Genomic DNA, 14,971 nt, shown 5'->3' on the forward strand with positions numbered 1-14,971 from the left:
GGTAGCAGGTTGGTTCACCCTATGGTTGCACACCAATGGACCGGAATGTCAAACAGCTTGTTTTCTTAACAGTCTCTCGGGCAGAGCATTGGCCCAGGCGCTGATCGTACCGGCCCCGAGGCAAACGACCATGTCTCCTGGACGGGCCTGTTCCCGCACCAAACGCTCAAGATCGTTTTCGTCCAACAGCGCCCGTGCGTGGCGGTGGCCATGGCGGATCAACCCCTGCACCAGATCGTCGCGGGAGGCCCCTTCGATCGGCTCTTCACCAGCCGCGAAGATATCAGCGATGGCCACGACATCGGCGTCGTTAAAACAGGTGCAGAAATCGTCGAACAGGTTGGACAGGCGTGAGTAGCGGTGAGGTTGGTGAACGGCGATGACGCGGCCTTCGGTCGCTTGGCGCGCAGCCTTTAGGACAGCAGCGATTTCGACCGGATGATGGCCGTAGTCATCGATGATGGTGACACCGTCAACTTCTCCAACCTTGGTGAAGCGCCGATTGACCCCGCCAAAATTGGCCAGGGCCTCGCGAATCTCAGTCGCTTTCATACCCAGATGGCGCGCAACGGCCACAGCAGACAGCGCGTTCGAGACATTATGATCACCGGGCATCGGCAGGGTGCAGCCTTCGATCACCTTGTCTTCGTATTGCAGGTGAATGTCGAAATGGGCGACGCCGCCCTTATATGTCAGGTTTTCCGCCCGCACATCGGCCTGTGCATTGAACCCATAGGTGCGCACGCGGCGGTCGGCGATACGACCAACCAGAGCCTGAACCTCGGCATGGTCAGTGCAGCAGACAGCGAGGCCATAGAATGGCAGGTTCGAAACAAACTCGTGGAAACCGTCCCGCAATCTGTCGAAATCGCCCCAGTGCTCCATATGCTCGGGGTCGATATTGGTGACGATGGCGATGGTAGCGGGCAGACGGTTGAAGGAGCCGTCGGACTCGTCCGCCTCAACCACCATCCATTCGCCCTGCCCCATGCGTGCATTCGAGCCATAGGCGTGGATGATGCCACCATTGATTACAGTCGGGTCAAAATCTCCCGCCACCATGAGTTCCGCCATCATCGTGGTTGTGGTGGTCTTGCCGTGCGTGCCGGCAATGGCGATGTTCGAGCGCAAGCGCATCAACTCGGCCAGCATGTCGGCCCGGCGAACGACGGGCAGCCCTTGCGCGCGCGCTTCATCCAGTTCCGGGTTGCCCGGTTTGATCGCGGTCGAGACGACCACAACGGCGGCGTTTTCCAGGTTTTCGGCCCGTTGTCCGACAAAAATCTCTGCGCCCAAACTTGCTAAGCGGTCGGTGATCTTGGAAGTCTTGAGGTCCGAGCCCTGCACCCGGTACCCCAAATTGAGAAGAACCTCGGCGATCCCGGACATCCCGATCCCTCCGATCCCAACAAAGTGAATCGGTCCTACGTCTTGCGGCAGTTTGGTTGCAGGATTCATGCGGTCTCCTTCTGCGCCAGTTGTTCGACAAGATGCACCAGACGCTCGGTCGCGTCGGGGGCACCGGTCGAAAGGGCGGCATGGGCCATTTTCTGTGCGGCTTCGGGGTTGGTCAGAACCGTGGTGATTTGCTGCGTCAATGCGTGAACGTCAAGGGCGTTTTCGGGGACCATGATCGCACCGCCAGCCTGTACCAGTCCGCGCGCATTGGCGGTTTGGTGATCTCCGGCGGCGGCGGCAAACGGGACCAGGATCGAGGGTCGCCCAATGACAGAGATATCGGCAACACTGGACGCGCCCGAGCGCGAGATCACCAGTTGAGCATCCGACATCCGGCGAGGCACGTCCGCGAAAAAGGTCTGAACTTCGGCGCGGATGCCATGATCATTGTAGAACGCTGTGACGCGCGCACTGTCCTCATCCCGCGCCTGATGCGAAACACGGATGTGGTTACGGATGTTTTCAGGCAAGGCGGCAATGGCCTCGGGCACCACGTCGCTCAGGATACGCGCGCCTTGTGAGCCCCCCATGACCAAAATCGACATCGGGTAGTCGCCGGGCGGGATGTATCCGGCGGCAGCGCGGTCCAGTACGGCGGCGCGCACCGGGTTGCCGGTGTGGACGCCCTGTGCCCCTTCGGGCAAGTCCGTTGGCCAGACACCGCATGCAACCTGCGCAACTCGGGTGGCGAAAAGCTTGTTCACACGGCCCAACACACCGTTCTGTTCGTGGATCATGCGTGGGATCTTTAGCAGTGTTGCCGCGCCCAACGCAGGGATCGACGGATACCCGCCAAACCCAACAACCACGTCGGGCTTATCACGCATCATCTGGAACGCCATGCTGGTTACACCGCCCACGATCTTTGGGCCGACCAGCGCCTTGGCTGCCAAACCGCCGCGCGCGAAGGTAGCCGAGGACACCTCGGTAATCTCGGTCGCATCCGGGAAGCCACCTGTATAACGCGCACCGCGTGGATCGGTGGACAGGCGCACCCGCCAGCCCTTCTGCAGCAAAGCCTCGGCCAAGGCCTGAGCGGGGAACATGTGGCCCCCGGTTCCGCCAGCCGCAATCAACAGGTAAGGGCTCCCCATTATCCTCGTCCGCGTAAAATATCGCCAAGTTCGCCTTGAGGGCGGGTTCGGGTGAAGGCCAGTAACATGCCGATGGCAATGCCGCCCGCAATCAGGGACGACCCGCCATAGCTGACAAACGGCAACGTCATGCCCTTGGCGGGCAACAGGCGCACGGCGACACCCATATTGATCATCGCCTGAACCCCAAACATGCAGGCCAGACCAGTGCCTGCCAGACGGATGAACATGTCGCGTTCGCGCATCAGGCGAAGCAGAGACCGCACCACGATCAGTGAGTACACCGCAATGATGATCAGCACCAGGATCAGGCCATATTCCTCGGCCGCAACCGCAATGATGAAGTCGGTATGGGCATCGGGCAGAGACCATTTCACCTGCCCCTCGCCCACGCCAACGCCGAACAGCCCGCCTTCGCGGATGGCATTGGTGGCATAGCCCAACTGGGTGGTCGGATCGACCTCTTGGTTCAGGAAGCCATCGATGCGGCGGGCGAAGTGTTCGGAGTTTGAATAGGCAAACATGCCGCCCAATACGACCGCCCCTGCCATGCCGACGAGCAGAAGCATTGGGGCCCCCGCCACAAAATACATCACACCCCAACCGAACAGGATCAGGCAGGCCTGACCGAAATCGGGCTGCATCACCAGCATCCCGACAATCGCCATACACAGTGCAAAGGACCAAATCCGCCCCGGAGGGCCGTTAATTTGTTGCGAGGCAGCCAACAGCCATGCAGCCACGACAATGAAACCGGGCTTCAAGAACTCGGACGGCTGCAGCGAGGCGAAGCCCAGCGAATACCAGCGCACAGCACCCTTACCAAAGTCGGTCCCGAAGACCGGCAGAAAGACCAGCGCCACAAATGACGCCAGAAACCCAAGAACGGCCAAACGCCGCACCAAGGTCGGAGACATCATTGATGTCAGCAACATCGCGATCAGCGCCAATCCGCCGAAGATGGCCTGACGCTCGACATAATGGAAAGGATCGAACCCGTTGCGCCCAGCCAGCGGAGGGGATGAGGCCAGCCCCAGCAACAACCCGATGGTAAAAAGAATCAGAACGCAGGACATCGTCCAGCGATCAATTGTACGCCACCACTTCGGTAGAATCGGTTCTCCGCGCTGGTCCTGGACCGCGCCATACACCATCTCAGTCATGAGATACCGCCACTCTCTGCCTCGTTCACGTCCCGTTTTCGGGATCTGATTGAGAGTTTACAGGGTATTTTGCGTTTGGGCTAGTAGGATGACAGAGCCATTGCCAAAATTACCCCCAGGACCAATGATCTGAAAACTGGCACTTGAACTTCAACAGAGTCTTGGATCACGAACCAACAAGATCGTAGTGCTTGATGGTTCTGGCTTCGACCAGTTCAGCTTCAGCGGGATCGATATGCGGGCTTGTGTAATCCTCGCCGACGAATGCTTTCAGCGCGTCCAGGCTGTTCCAAACCATGACAAAACTGAATTCGCGCGGCGAATCCGAGCGCGGCGCGCCCGGCAGAACCTGCACGATACCTTCGGTGTTTTGCATCAGGGGTATCGCGGTCTCGCGGAAGAATTTCGAGAATTCGGCCTCTTTACCGGGTCGCACCGTGACTTGGAAAATGCGCATGATCATTGCGGGACGCTCCTATGCAATAGACAGATTTGGGGTCCTTCGTGAAACGAGTTTACCACAAGGTTGTCGCTTCTGATGAACTGACGCCGGGTCTGCCAGTGTGCTGCCTCTTGCCATCCGAACCAATCCAAGCCATCCCCCGCCCATGAACTATGACACGATCATCCTTGGCGCCGGGGCAGCCGGCATGATGTGCGCGGCCCATTGCGGCGGGCGCGTGCTGGTGATCGACCACGCCAAGGCACCGGGTGAGAAAATTCGCATCTCGGGCGGTGGGCGCTGCAACTTTACCAATATGTATGCGGGGCCCGGCAACTTCCTGTCGCAGAACCCGCATTTCTGCAAATCCGCGTTGGCGCGCTATACCCAATGGGACTTCATCGATCTGGTCGGTCGGCATAACATCGCATGGCACGAGAAAACCTTGGGGCAATTGTTCTGCGACGGGTCTTCGAAACAGATCATCCAGATGTTGCTGGACGAGATGGGCAATGCAGGAGCCGAGCTGTGGGTGCAGACCTCGCTAAGGGATCTTCGCAAACAGGAAGGCGGATTTGCGCTGGAGGTAGAACGTGAGGGACAACGCCAACACCTGACCTGTGCCAATCTGGTGCTGGCCACGGGCGGCAAATCAATCCCCAAGATGGGCGCGACCGGGTTGGCCTATGACATTGCCGGGCAGTTCGGCTTGCGCATGACCGATACGCGCGCCGCGCTGGTACCGTTCACCTTTTCGGATGGTCGGTTCAAGGACCTGTCCGGTGTTTCCCTGGCCGCTCGCCTGTCAAACGACCGCACCAGCTTTGACGAGGCGCTGCTGTTCACGCATCGCGGCCTGAGCGGGCCGTCGGTGTTGCAGCTGTCGTCTTACTGGAACGAAGGCGAAACGATCCGGGTGAACCTGATCCCCGAACTGCCGCTGTTCGACCTTCTGCGAGCCCAACGACAGAGCGCGGGCCGCAAGGCGTTGACAACAGAGCTGGCGCGCCACTTGCCTGCGCGTCTAGTCGACCATCTTCGTCAGGTCATTCCCATGTCCGGGAACCTGGCCGACCAATCGGACACAAAACTGTCTGCATTGGCTGCGTCGTTAGCGGACTGGCGGTTGGTGCCGTCAGGAACCGAAGGGTATCGCACGGCTGAGGTGACACTGGGCGGGATCGACACCGACGATCTGTCCTCAAAAACGATGGAGGCCAAGGATGTCCCTGGCCTCTATGCCATTGGCGAAGCGGTGGATGTCACCGGCTGGTTGGGCGGCTACAATTTCCAGTGGGCATGGTCCTCGGGCCATGCTGCTGGTGTTGCCATTGCCGCCAAAAGCTAAACGACACTTCCGATAGCGCGGCCTTAGCCGACACCTGAGATCGCGCGGCCTTAGCCGACGACGTTATACCCGCGACCGCGCATACAGTTGCGCACGATGACTTCTTTGTTCTGGTTCTTGTTGATCACGTCCGCACCGGCACCCACAAGCGCGCCTGCAACAGCTGCACGACCCAGATTGTCGCTGCTGTCCTGAACGATTCCGGTGACGGCAGCCGCACCCGCCGCACCGATAGCAGCGTTCCCAGCCGTGGATCCATCAACGGACGCCTGCGACGCGGCCAGTTGCTGACACTGCTGCAGATCAACATTGTAGTTCGGACCAATTGGACCATCGACAATAGGTTGGTAATTGGCACCGGTGTTGGTGCACGCCCCAGCCACCAGGATGGCAGGCAGGATCATAGAAAGTTTACGAAATGGCATAGTCATGACCTCGTTTTGAAACTCTGCAAGGCAAAAACCAATAATCATGGCGCGTCAAGCTGATAGACCGCCAGCTTCCCTCAACCGGCGGTCATTTGCAACCAGAGGTCGGCTACACCCTTTTTCGAACCTCGGCGACAAAGTCATCACCGCGCTGTTCGAAGTTGTCATACTGATCGAAGCTGGCCGCTGCCGGCGCCAGCAACACGGTGTCACCCGCTTCGGCATCCTTCATCGCCTGCGACACGGCGGCCTCCATCGTGGTACAAACCTGCGCGTCAGCATCAAGCTGCATCGCAAAACCAGCCGCTTCGCGACCAATCACATAAGCCTTGATGACCCGGTCCGCTGCCGCGTTCAGGGCTGAAATACCGCCCTCTTTCTCAAGCCCACCGCAAATCCAACGGATATTCTTGAACGCGGTCAGCGCTTTCAAAGCGCTGTCGACATTGGTCGCCTTGGAGTCGTTGACGTAAGTGACCCCATCCGCCTCGGCAATGATCTGGCTGCGGTGTGGCAGGCCCGGATAGGAGTGCAGCGCATCCTCGATCACGCGCGGGGCAAGGCCAAGCGAGCGGCAGGCAGCATAAGCTGCACAAGCGTTCTGATGGTTATGCGCACCCGGCAGGCCCTTGATCATGCGCAGGTCGATGGAGCCTGCCTGCCGCCCTTTGCGGTATTCCGACAGGAAGCCCTTGCGGGCAAAAACCTGCCAACCCGGACCGGTCAGTTTGCGCGCGACCGAGACACGGATCACCCGGTCATCCGCTGGCCCTTCGGCCAGTTGTCCCGCCAGAAATGCGCCCTCGGTTTCGTCAATGCCGATGATCGCACGATCCGGTCCGCCTTCGGCAAAGAGGCGCCGTTTGGCCGCGAAGTAGCCCCCCATCCCACCATGACGGTCCAGATGGTCGGGCGAGAGATTGGTAAACACCGCCACATCGGGGGTCAGCGCGCGGGCCAGTTCCGTCTGATAGCTGGAAAGTTCCAGCACCACGACCGACCCGTTACCGCCCGGATCGATATCCAGAACCCCGCGCCCGATATTGCCTGCCAACTGCGCCTCGCGCCCCGCCTCGGTCAGAATGTGATGGATCAGCGCGGCAGTGGTTGATTTTCCATTCGATCCCGTCACCGCGATCACGCGCGGAGGCGTGTCGTAGTTGTTCCATTCCGACCCCGCGAACGAACGGAAGAACAGGCCGATGTCATTGTCCACCGGCACGCCTGCGTCCAAGGCTGCGGCCACCACGAGGTTCGGTTCAGGATAGAGATGTGGAATGCCCGGTGAGACGATCAGCGACGCGATGTCGTCAAACGCCCCATGCTTGCGCAGGTCAGCGCAGATGAAGCCTTCTTCCTCGGCGGTATCACGGGCCGCTGGGTTGTCATCCCAGCAGACCGGTTCTGCCCCACCTGCGTGCAAGGCGCGAGCTGTGGCCAAGCCGGACCGGCCCAGCCCCAGAACGGCCACTTTTTGTCCTGAAAAGCCTTTGACCGGGATCATTTGTTCAAGACCCGTGATATCTGGTGCAGACAATTGCAAAGGTCGCAATCACAAAAACGGAAACAAGAAGAAGTCTCCGACCGAAGTAATTAATAAAGTGGTTCTCAAGGCTTTTACCTTGTGTGATCGCTTTCAGAAGACTGTCATATGCATAAGCAGCAACTGTCAACGTGCACATGGCAAATACGACACCGCAAACAAAGTGCAGAGCACCCAGTTTCGAAAACTCAGCTTTCTCAAAAAACCAGAGCGTCGCCAAGGCAAGACCGAACGTGCCGCCAAATCCACGGAAAAAATTCGCAATCCGGCCCTCGTCTCTGGTGGAATCTGTGAAATCGAGGTGCATTCAATGGCTCCTTCTTAGCGCACTTTCAGCGTTGCCAGACCGATCATCGCCAGGATCAGCGAGATGATCCAGAAGCGGATTACGATAGTTGGCTCGGCCCAACCTTTTTTCTCATAGTGGTGATGGATCGGGGCCATCAGAAAGACCCGCTTTCCGGTGCGCTTGAAGTAGAGGACCTGAATGATCACGCTCAGCGCCTCGACCACGAACAGACCTCCGACCACGGCCAGAACCAGCTCGTGCTTGGTGGCCACGGCGATTGCGCCCAGCGCGCCGCCCAAGGCCAGCGATCCGGTGTCGCCCATGAACACCGCCGCGGGTGGGGCGTTGTACCACAAAAAGCCCAAACCGCCTCCGAACAGGGCAGCCGTGAAAATTAGAATTTCGCCGGTTCCGGGCACGTAGTGCACGTCCAGATATTCGGTGAAGTCAACGCGCCCGACCGCATAAGCGATGATCCCAAGGGTCGTCGCGGCAATCATCGCGGGCATGATGGCCAGCCCATCCAGACCGTCGGTCAGGTTCACCGCATTGGCGGCCCCCACGATCACGACGACCGTGAACGGGATGTAGAAAAGCCCCAGATTGACCAGAGTGTCCTTGAACACCGGTACCGCCAGCTGGTTCTGAAGTGCTTCAGGATGATGCAGCGACGCCCAGAGCGAGGCCAGAACTGCAATAATGACGCCCAGCGCCAGGCGCATCTTGCCCGAAACGCCCTTGGTATTCTGTTTCGACACCTTGGCGTAGTCATCCGCAAATCCGATAGCCGCATAAGCCAAGGTCACAAACAGCACCATCCAGACATAAGGATTGTCCCACCGCGCCCAGATCAGGGTCGACGTCACCAGCGCGCCGACAATCAGCAGCCCGCCCATGGTTGGCGTACCTGCCTTGGAAAAATGCCCTTCGGGACCGTCGTCGCGGATCGGCTGTCCTTTGCCTTGTTTCTTGCGCAGCACATTGATCAGGGGTTTTCCGAACAGGAACCCAAAGATCAGCGCCGTCATGAAGGCACCGCCAGCGCGGAAGGTGATATAGCGGAAGAGGTTCCAGAAATCCCCACCGTCCGACAGGGCGGTCAACCAATACAGCATGACAATACCTTTCTCACACGCGGCGTCTGGGCGCGATCACCCATCAAGCGCGCTCCCTTGCCCCATTTTGCGCAGACCGTCAACAATCGCAGCCAATGTCATGCTGAGAGAGCCTTTTGCCAGCACCGTGTCGCCATCGCGGATCAGTGCGGGCAAGTGTTCGGTCATCTCAGCACTGGTTTCGAACCAGAGCCCGCGTTTGTCATCGGGTAGCGCTTGGTGCAGGGCCTGCATCAGCGGTCCAATGCAATGTACCTGATCCACCTGTGCCATGGCTGCAGCGTCCGCCATCGCGGCGTGCATCACCTCTTCTTGCGGGCCCAGTTCTTTCATATCGCCCAGAAATGCGATGCGACGGGTACCTTGCGAGGCGGCCAAGACATCCAGCGCGGCCTCCATCGAGGTTGGGTTGGCGTTATAGCTGTCATCCAGAAGTTCGATCTGACCACCCCCGGACAGCGGCAAGCTTTCGCGCACACCGCGACCCTTGACCGGCGACCACGCACGCAGACCCGAGATGGCTTGATCCAGATCGACACCCAGTTCCACGCATGCCGCCAGAGCCCCAAGCGCGTTCATGGCAAAATGGGTACCGGCAGAGTTGACCTCAAAGCGGATGAGTTGATCGCCGACCACTGCCTGGGCGTTCACTGTGTTGGCCCCTTGCTGCACATCAGTCAGCCGGTATTCTGCTGCATTGCAGCCGAAATCGACGATCCCGGCCCCGTGATCCTGCGCAGTCTGACGCAGGATGTCAGCGTGTTCTATATCTGCGTTGACGATCGCGGCTCCGCCGGGTTCCAACCCCTCGAAGATCGCCGCTTTCTCATGAGCGATGCCTGCGACGGACTCGAAGGCTTCCAAGTGCACCGCAGCCACGGTTGTGACCAGCGCCACGTGCGGTCGGGCCTGTTTTGCCAGCGGGGCAATCTCGCCTGGGTGGTTCATGCCGATCTCGATCACGGCAAACTCAGTATCACGCGGCATCCGCGCCAAAGTCAGCGGTACGCCCCAATGGTTGTTATAGCTGTCCACGCTGGCGTGGGTTTTGCTTTGTGTTTCGAGGATCGTCGCCAGCATTTCCTTGGTCGAGGTCTTGCCGACGCTGCCCGTCACACCCAAAACGCGCGCATCAGTTCTAGCTCGTGCCGCCTGCCCCAACGCTTCAAGACCGGCCTGCACGTCATCAACCTTCAGCAGAGGCGCCCCATCCGGGACATCTTTGGGAATGTGAGAAACCAGCGCCGCCCCTGCGCCTTTTTCCAGTGCCTGCGCCACAAAATCATGACCGTCCCGCGCGGCTTTCAGCGCCACGAACAAATCGCCGGGCTGGATTGTGCGCGTATCAATGGACACACCATTGGCAATCCAGTCACTTGTAGCCTGACCGCCAGTAGCCTCAGCGGCCTCGGATGCTGTCCAGAGCGTCATGCGACCCTCCCGTCCAGCGCGGCGACCGAGATGCTGGCCTGTTCAACGTCATCAAAAGGCAGAACCTGATCCCCGACGATCTGGCCGGTTTCATGTCCCTTACCAGCAATCAGCAGCGCATCGCCCGGTTGCAGCGCGTCGATGCCGCGTAAAATAGCCTCGGCGCGGTCGCCAACCTCAGTCACACTGGCCTGATCTGCGGCCTCAAGCGCACCTTCCATGACGGCCGCACGGATGGCGGCAGGGTCTTCACTGCGCGGGTTGTCATCGGTGACAAACACCACATCAGCATGGTTGGCCGCCGCCTTGCCCATCAAAGGTCGTTTCGTGGCGTCTCGATCCCCGCCTGCCCCGACTATAGCGATCAGTCGCCCCATCACATGCGGGCGCAGCGCCTTGAGGGCGGTGGCCACGGCGTCGGGCGTGTGGGCGTAATCCACAAAAACCGTTGCACCATTATCGCGCGTTGCGGCCAGTTGCATCCGCCCCCGCACGGTCGTCAGATGCGGCAGGGTTTCAAAAACCTGCTCTGGGCTGTCGCCTGCGGCGATGACCAGCGCGCAGGCCAGCAGGATGTTTTCCGCCTGGAACCCACCGATCAGGTTCAGGCGGGTCTGGAACGTTCGGCCCTGCCAGGAAAACCGCAGGTCCTGCCCGGTGGCGTCAAACCGTTGATTGATCAGGCATAAATCGGCGTCACCCAAACCAACGGTCAGAACCGATTGACCCCGAGATTTTGCGACCCGCTGGACTTGAGCGCCTTTGGGGTCGCTCAGATTGATCACCGCTGTACCATCTTGCGACAACACACGGTCGAACAGACCGGCCTTGGCGGCGAAATACGCCTCGAAGGTTTCGTGATAGTCCAGATGGTCTTGAGTGAAGTTGGAAAACCCTGCGGCTGTCAGGTGCACACCATCCAGACGGCGCTGTTCCAGACCATGGGACGAAGCCTCCATCGCGGCGTGGGTCACGCCATTCTCAGCCGCCTCTGCCAGACAGCGATGCAGGGTGATCGGCTCGGGTGTGGTGTGGGCCAGCGGCGCGGTCCAGGCTCCCTCGACCCCGGTGGTGCCAAGATTCACGGCGGCATGGCCCAGCTCGGCCCAGATTTGGCGCACAAACGTGGAAACAGAGGTTTTACCATTGGTCCCGGTAACAGCGACGATGGTCCGCGGTTGTGCGCCAAACCACAATGCGGCTGCCCCGGCCAGCGCTTGACGCGGGTCTTCAACCACTACCAGTGCCGCGCCTGATTCATCCAGCTCGGCCTCAGCTATCGCGGCCCCTTCGGCATCGGTCAGGATCGCAGCGGCCCCCATGCGCAGGGCAAACTGGATGAACTCGCCGCCATGAACGCGCGTGCCGGGAAGGGCCGCAAACAGGAAGCCGTCTTTCACCTCGCGGCTGTCGACGGCCAGACCTGTAATGCCGGGGTTTGCGCCCCCGCGTGCAGTCAGGGCCAGTTGGTTAAGTTTCTTTGTCCTTGTGCCCATGACCCACCTCTTGCCGGACAGCCTAGTTTGAGGTCAGCGTTATAGCAGCGCCCGCCTCAGGCTCAAGCCGGGGACGCAGGCCCAGCAACGGCGCGACGCGACTAATAAGTTCGGCGGCGACCGGCACGGCAGTCCAGCCCGCAGTGCGGCGCTTTTCGCCATATGCCACGATCGAAGGCTCGTCCAACGTGACGATCAGAACGTATTTCGGATCATAGGCCGGGAAGATTGTCGCAAAGGTCGCGATGACCTTGTCATCGTAATACCCGCCGCGCGGCTTGGGCTTGTCCGCCGTACCAGTTTTGCCGGCCACATCGTAACCCTTAACCTCGGCAAAGCTGGCGGTGCCGTCTGTTACCACTTTGCGCAGCATTTTCTGTGCCTGGCGCGCGGTGTTTTCCGACAATACGCGAGGGCCGTATTGCGGGCCGTTTTTGCGCAGAATGGTCGGGCTGACATAGTGCCCGCCATTGGCAATGGCAGCGTACCCGGCGGCCAGATGCATTGGGCTGGTCGATAGACCATGGCCGTAGGAAATGGTCACTGTGCTCAGCTCACCCCATTTCTTGGGCTTGAGCGGCACCCCACCCTTGGCCTCGACAATTTCAAACGGCGTCGGGTCGAACATGCCCAGCGTATTCAGGAATTCCTGCTGCCGCTGCGCACCGATCTGCAATGCAAGACGGCCCGTGCCCCGGTTCGAGCTGTGTACGATCACATCCGCAACGCTGATTTTGCCGTAATTCTTGCCGTTGAACTCTCCAATGGGAAAGCGACCGATCTTCATCGGACCCGATGTGTCGATGATGGTATTGGAATTCACCAGTCCCAGTTGAACAGCCTGCGCCGCAGTGAAAATCTTGAAGACCGAACCCAGTTCGTACACACCTTGCACGTACCGGTTGAACAGCGGGCTGTCTGATGGATCAAAACCCGAAGTCGGCGGGCGCGGGCGGTCGTTCGGATCAAATGAAGGCAGAGACGCAGCCGACACGACCTCGCCCGTATGCGCGTTCATCAAAACAGCCGACGCGCCCTTGGCGTTCATGATCTTCATGCCGCCATACAGCACCTGTTCAACAGCCGCCTGAATTGTCAGGTCCAGCGACAATTGCAGCGGCTTGTTGCCGTTGGCCGGGTCACGCAGATAGTCGTCGAACTGTTTCTCTACACCTGCCACACCGATCACTTCGGCAGCGCTGACGCCTTCACGACCAAAACCGGACCCGCCCAGAATATGCGCGGCAAGCCTGCCGTTGGGATAAAGACGCATTTCGCGCGGACCAAACAGAATGCCCGGATCGCCGATGTCATGGACGGCCTGCTTCTGCTCGGGCGAGATACGTTTTTTGATCCAGAGAAACTTGCGCTTACTGGTGAAATCCTTGACCAAACGCTTTTTGTCCAGATCAGGGAAGATTGCCACCAGCTGATCTGCAGCGGCAATCGGGTCGATCATCAATGGCGGCTGCGCGTAGACCGAATAAGTGTCCAGATTGGTCGCCAGAATACGCCCTTCGCGGTCAACTATATTGGCACGCTGCATGGCAATTGCCGCACCCGGCGCACTTGCCACGGGCTCTTGCGCCTCGGACGTGGCCAGCATTCCCATGCGCACGCCAACAACCGAGAAGGCGCAGAAGAAGAATAACCCCAGCACCAATAGGCGCCCTTCGGCGCGGGCACGGGCGCGGTCTTTCATGTCTTCGTGGCGTTTACGGATGTTTTCCCGCTCGATCGCCTTGGGGTTTTCGCCCCGGGCGCGAGCGTCGAGGATTCGGGCCAGCGGGCGCAACGGCGTGCGAGTCATGGAATCTGCACCTCGCCCAAAGCCTGAATGTCTGTGATGGCCTGCAGTTCAATCGGATCCACGATGGGCAGATCGGGGTCTTCGGCATAGGCAATCTGGTCGGCACGCCCGAATTGTTCTGCCCGCAGCGGCAGCAGAGCCAGGCGTTCAAAGTTCAAATCTGCCAATTCACGCAGCCGGTCGGGGCGGTTCAGATAGGCCCATTCGGCGTTCAGGACAGCCAACCGAACCTGCGCCATACCGATCTCGCGCTGTAGTTTCTGTGTTTCCTTCACCACCTGCTGGGTGCGGTAGTTTTCCTGATAGGCCCAAAGCGCCAATCCAAAAACGGACAGAGCGGTCAACACATACAAAATACTCTTCATCTTGCCCTTCCCCCCAGTTGCGGCATTCCAATCGTACGGGCCTCAATTTCCCCTGATGGTGCCTCGGTTCGGATCGCCACGCGCAGCTTGGCCGAGCGCGCGCGGGGGTTTTCCTGTAGTTCCTGCTCATCCGGCCCTACGGCCTTACGGGTTTTCAGCGTGAATTGCGGCTGGTCCTGCTCGATTTCGGGCGCATATCGGTTCGCACGCCCTGTCTTGCCCGCGCGGGACTGAAAGAACCGCTTTACCATCCGATCCTCGATGGAATGGAAGGTCACCACGGCCAGTTGCCCGCCAGGCTTCAACGCTCTCTCCGCCGCCATTAATCCCTGAAACAGCTCTTCATATTCGGCATTCACAGCGATCCGCAGCCCTTGAAAGCTGCGCGTCGCCGGGTGAGATTGCCCCGGCTTGGGTCGCGGCAAGCAGGATTCGATGATCCCGGTCAGGCGCAAGGTCGTGGTGATTGGGTCTTCGGCCCGCGCCTTGACGATGGCTTTGGCGATTCGACGACTTGCGCGCTCCTCGCCGAAATGGAACAGGATATCAGCCAGTTGCACCTCACTCGCCGCGTTGATCAAATCCGCTGCGCTTTCACCCTCCTGGCTCATCCGCATGTCCAATGGGCCGTCCTTCATGAAGGAAAAGCCACGTTCGGCCTGATCCAGCTGCATCGAAGACACACCAAGATCCAGCACAACGCCGTCCAGATCCTGTGCGTATTCGTCCATCCGCGAGAACACACCGGGCTGCATCACCAGCCTGTCGCCATACTCTCCGGCCCAATCCGTGGCCATTTCAAAGGCTAGTGGGTCACGGTCCACGCCGATGACTTTGTCAGCCCCCGCATCTAACAACCCGCGCGTGTACCCGCCTGCCCCAAAGGTGCCGTCCAACCAAACGCCGGACACCGGAGACACCGCGGCCAGCAATGGACGCAGCAAAACAGGAATATGAGGTTTATCGGAGGGAGGGACAGCGCCGGACAT

Annotated in this window: 14 protein-coding genes; 1 reads left to right on the top strand and 13 read right to left on the bottom strand. The window is 59.7% G+C overall.

The features are described 5' to 3' along the window. Nucleotides 1-48: 48 nt before the first annotated feature. The 4 genes from murC to AC2FJZ_RS03160 all read right to left on the bottom strand — a co-directional run bounded on the left by murC (nucleotide 49) and on the right by AC2FJZ_RS03160 (nucleotide 4,178). Nucleotides 49-1,458: a UDP-N-acetylmuramate--L-alanine ligase gene (gene murC, locus AC2FJZ_RS03145; RefSeq protein WP_050602839.1), complete on the bottom strand. Its 1,410-nt coding sequence runs from the start codon at nucleotides 1,456-1,458 to the stop codon at nucleotides 49-51. After that, on the bottom strand, nucleotides 1,455-2,552 hold the full coding sequence (locus AC2FJZ_RS03150) for a UDP-N-acetylglucosamine--N-acetylmuramyl-(pentapeptide) pyrophosphoryl-undecaprenol N-acetylglucosamine transferase (RefSeq protein ID WP_496776033.1): 1,098 nt from the start codon (nucleotides 2,550-2,552) through the stop codon (nucleotides 1,455-1,457). The genes murC and AC2FJZ_RS03150 overlap by 4 nt, the downstream gene beginning before the upstream one ends. Beyond that, a complete protein-coding gene (gene ftsW, locus AC2FJZ_RS03155) occupies nucleotides 2,552-3,715 on the bottom strand; it encodes a putative lipid II flippase FtsW (protein ID WP_050602841.1) in 1,164 nt (387 codons plus the stop codon). The genes AC2FJZ_RS03150 and ftsW overlap by 1 nt, the downstream gene beginning before the upstream one ends. Before the next feature lie 166 nt (nucleotides 3,716-3,881). Then, complete coding sequence (locus tag AC2FJZ_RS03160) at nucleotides 3,882-4,178, bottom strand: putative quinol monooxygenase (RefSeq protein ID WP_496667797.1); 297 nt, start codon at nucleotides 4,176-4,178, stop codon at nucleotides 3,882-3,884. A gap of 145 nt (nucleotides 4,179-4,323) precedes the next feature. Between AC2FJZ_RS03160 and AC2FJZ_RS03165 the strand changes: the two genes are divergently transcribed. Further along, on the top strand, nucleotides 4,324-5,505 hold the full coding sequence (locus AC2FJZ_RS03165) for a BaiN/RdsA family NAD(P)/FAD-dependent oxidoreductase (protein WP_496776127.1): 1,182 nt from the start codon (nucleotides 4,324-4,326) through the stop codon (nucleotides 5,503-5,505). 50 nt (nucleotides 5,506-5,555) lie between these two features. Here the strand turns inward: AC2FJZ_RS03165 and AC2FJZ_RS03170 are convergent, their stop codons facing one another. From AC2FJZ_RS03170 to rsmH, 9 genes are all read right to left on the bottom strand, one after another. Continuing rightward, a complete protein-coding gene (locus AC2FJZ_RS03170) occupies nucleotides 5,556-5,930 on the bottom strand; it encodes a glycine zipper family protein (protein WP_253276814.1) in 375 nt (124 codons plus the stop codon). Nucleotides 5,931-6,042: 112 nt separating this feature from the next. Continuing rightward, nucleotides 6,043-7,437 carry a UDP-N-acetylmuramoyl-L-alanine--D-glutamate ligase gene (murD, locus tag AC2FJZ_RS03175; RefSeq protein WP_496776034.1) on the bottom strand — a complete coding sequence of 465 codons (1,395 nt, stop codon included), beginning with the start codon at nucleotides 7,435-7,437 and terminating at the stop codon, nucleotides 6,043-6,045. 4 nt (nucleotides 7,438-7,441) lie between these two features. After that, a complete protein-coding gene (locus AC2FJZ_RS03180) occupies nucleotides 7,442-7,783 on the bottom strand; it encodes a hypothetical protein (protein WP_496667795.1) in 342 nt (113 codons plus the stop codon). A 14-nt stretch (nucleotides 7,784-7,797) separates the two neighbouring features. Then, entirely contained in the window at nucleotides 7,798-8,880 is a 1,083-nt protein-coding gene (gene mraY / locus AC2FJZ_RS03185) for a phospho-N-acetylmuramoyl-pentapeptide-transferase (RefSeq protein ID WP_050602846.1), read from the bottom strand. 36 nt (nucleotides 8,881-8,916) lie between these two features. Next, on the bottom strand, nucleotides 8,917-10,311 hold the full coding sequence (locus tag AC2FJZ_RS03190) for a UDP-N-acetylmuramoyl-tripeptide--D-alanyl-D-alanine ligase (RefSeq protein WP_496667794.1): 1,395 nt from the start codon (nucleotides 10,309-10,311) through the stop codon (nucleotides 8,917-8,919). Next, nucleotides 10,308-11,807 (bottom strand): UDP-N-acetylmuramoyl-L-alanyl-D-glutamate--2,6-diaminopimelate ligase, encoded by a 1,500-nt coding sequence (locus AC2FJZ_RS03195; RefSeq protein ID WP_496667793.1) that lies wholly within the window; start codon nucleotides 11,805-11,807, stop codon nucleotides 10,308-10,310. The genes AC2FJZ_RS03190 and AC2FJZ_RS03195 overlap by 4 nt, the downstream gene beginning before the upstream one ends. Nucleotides 11,808-11,829: 22 nt before the next feature. Beyond that, a complete protein-coding gene (locus AC2FJZ_RS03200; protein ID WP_496776035.1) occupies nucleotides 11,830-13,617 on the bottom strand; it encodes a peptidoglycan D,D-transpeptidase FtsI family protein in 1,788 nt (595 codons plus the stop codon). Then, nucleotides 13,614-13,982, bottom strand: a complete 369-nt coding sequence (ftsL, locus tag AC2FJZ_RS03205; protein ID WP_496667791.1) for a cell division protein FtsL — start codon at nucleotides 13,980-13,982, stop codon at nucleotides 13,614-13,616. The genes AC2FJZ_RS03200 and ftsL overlap by 4 nt, the downstream gene beginning before the upstream one ends. Further along, on the bottom strand, nucleotides 13,979-14,971 hold the full coding sequence (gene rsmH / locus AC2FJZ_RS03210; RefSeq protein ID WP_496776036.1) for a 16S rRNA (cytosine(1402)-N(4))-methyltransferase RsmH: 993 nt from the start codon (nucleotides 14,969-14,971) through the stop codon (nucleotides 13,979-13,981). Before rsmH ends, ftsL begins: the two co-directional genes overlap by 4 nt.

The sequence above is a fragment of the Ruegeria sp. CDSA079 genome (assembly GCF_059612245.1).

Excerpts from the sequence above, each read along its gene's own strand:
- murC (WP_050602839.1), bottom strand. The coding sequence starts at position 1,458 with ATGAATCCTGCAACCAAACTGCCGCAAGACGTAGGACCGATTCACTTT.
- AC2FJZ_RS03165 (WP_496776127.1), top strand. The coding sequence starts at position 4,324 with ATGAACTATGACACGATCATCCTTGGCGCCGGGGCAGCCGGCATGATG.
- rsmH (WP_496776036.1), bottom strand. The coding sequence starts at position 14,971 with ATGTCCGGCGCTGTCCCTCCCTCCGATAAACCTCATATTCCTGTTTTG.
- murD (WP_496776034.1), bottom strand. The coding sequence starts at position 7,437 with ATGATCCCGGTCAAAGGCTTTTCAGGACAAAAAGTGGCCGTTCTGGGG.
- AC2FJZ_RS03180 (WP_496667795.1), bottom strand. The coding sequence starts at position 7,783 with ATGCACCTCGATTTCACAGATTCCACCAGAGACGAGGGCCGGATTGCG.
- AC2FJZ_RS03150 (WP_496776033.1), bottom strand. The coding sequence starts at position 2,552 with ATGGGGAGCCCTTACCTGTTGATTGCGGCTGGCGGAACCGGGGGCCAC.
- AC2FJZ_RS03190 (WP_496667794.1), bottom strand. The coding sequence starts at position 10,311 with ATGACGCTCTGGACAGCATCCGAGGCCGCTGAGGCTACTGGCGGTCAG.
- AC2FJZ_RS03200 (WP_496776035.1), bottom strand. The coding sequence starts at position 13,617 with ATGACTCGCACGCCGTTGCGCCCGCTGGCCCGAATCCTCGACGCTCGC.
- mraY (WP_050602846.1), bottom strand. The coding sequence starts at position 8,880 with ATGCTGTATTGGTTGACCGCCCTGTCGGACGGTGGGGATTTCTGGAAC.
- AC2FJZ_RS03195 (WP_496667793.1), bottom strand. The coding sequence starts at position 11,807 with ATGGGCACAAGGACAAAGAAACTTAACCAACTGGCCCTGACTGCACGC.
- ftsL (WP_496667791.1), bottom strand. The coding sequence starts at position 13,982 with ATGAAGAGTATTTTGTATGTGTTGACCGCTCTGTCCGTTTTTGGATTG.
- ftsW (WP_050602841.1), bottom strand. The coding sequence starts at position 3,715 with ATGACTGAGATGGTGTATGGCGCGGTCCAGGACCAGCGCGGAGAACCG.
- AC2FJZ_RS03160 (WP_496667797.1), bottom strand. The coding sequence starts at position 4,178 with ATGATCATGCGCATTTTCCAAGTCACGGTGCGACCCGGTAAAGAGGCC.
- AC2FJZ_RS03170 (WP_253276814.1), bottom strand. The coding sequence starts at position 5,930 with ATGCCATTTCGTAAACTTTCTATGATCCTGCCTGCCATCCTGGTGGCT.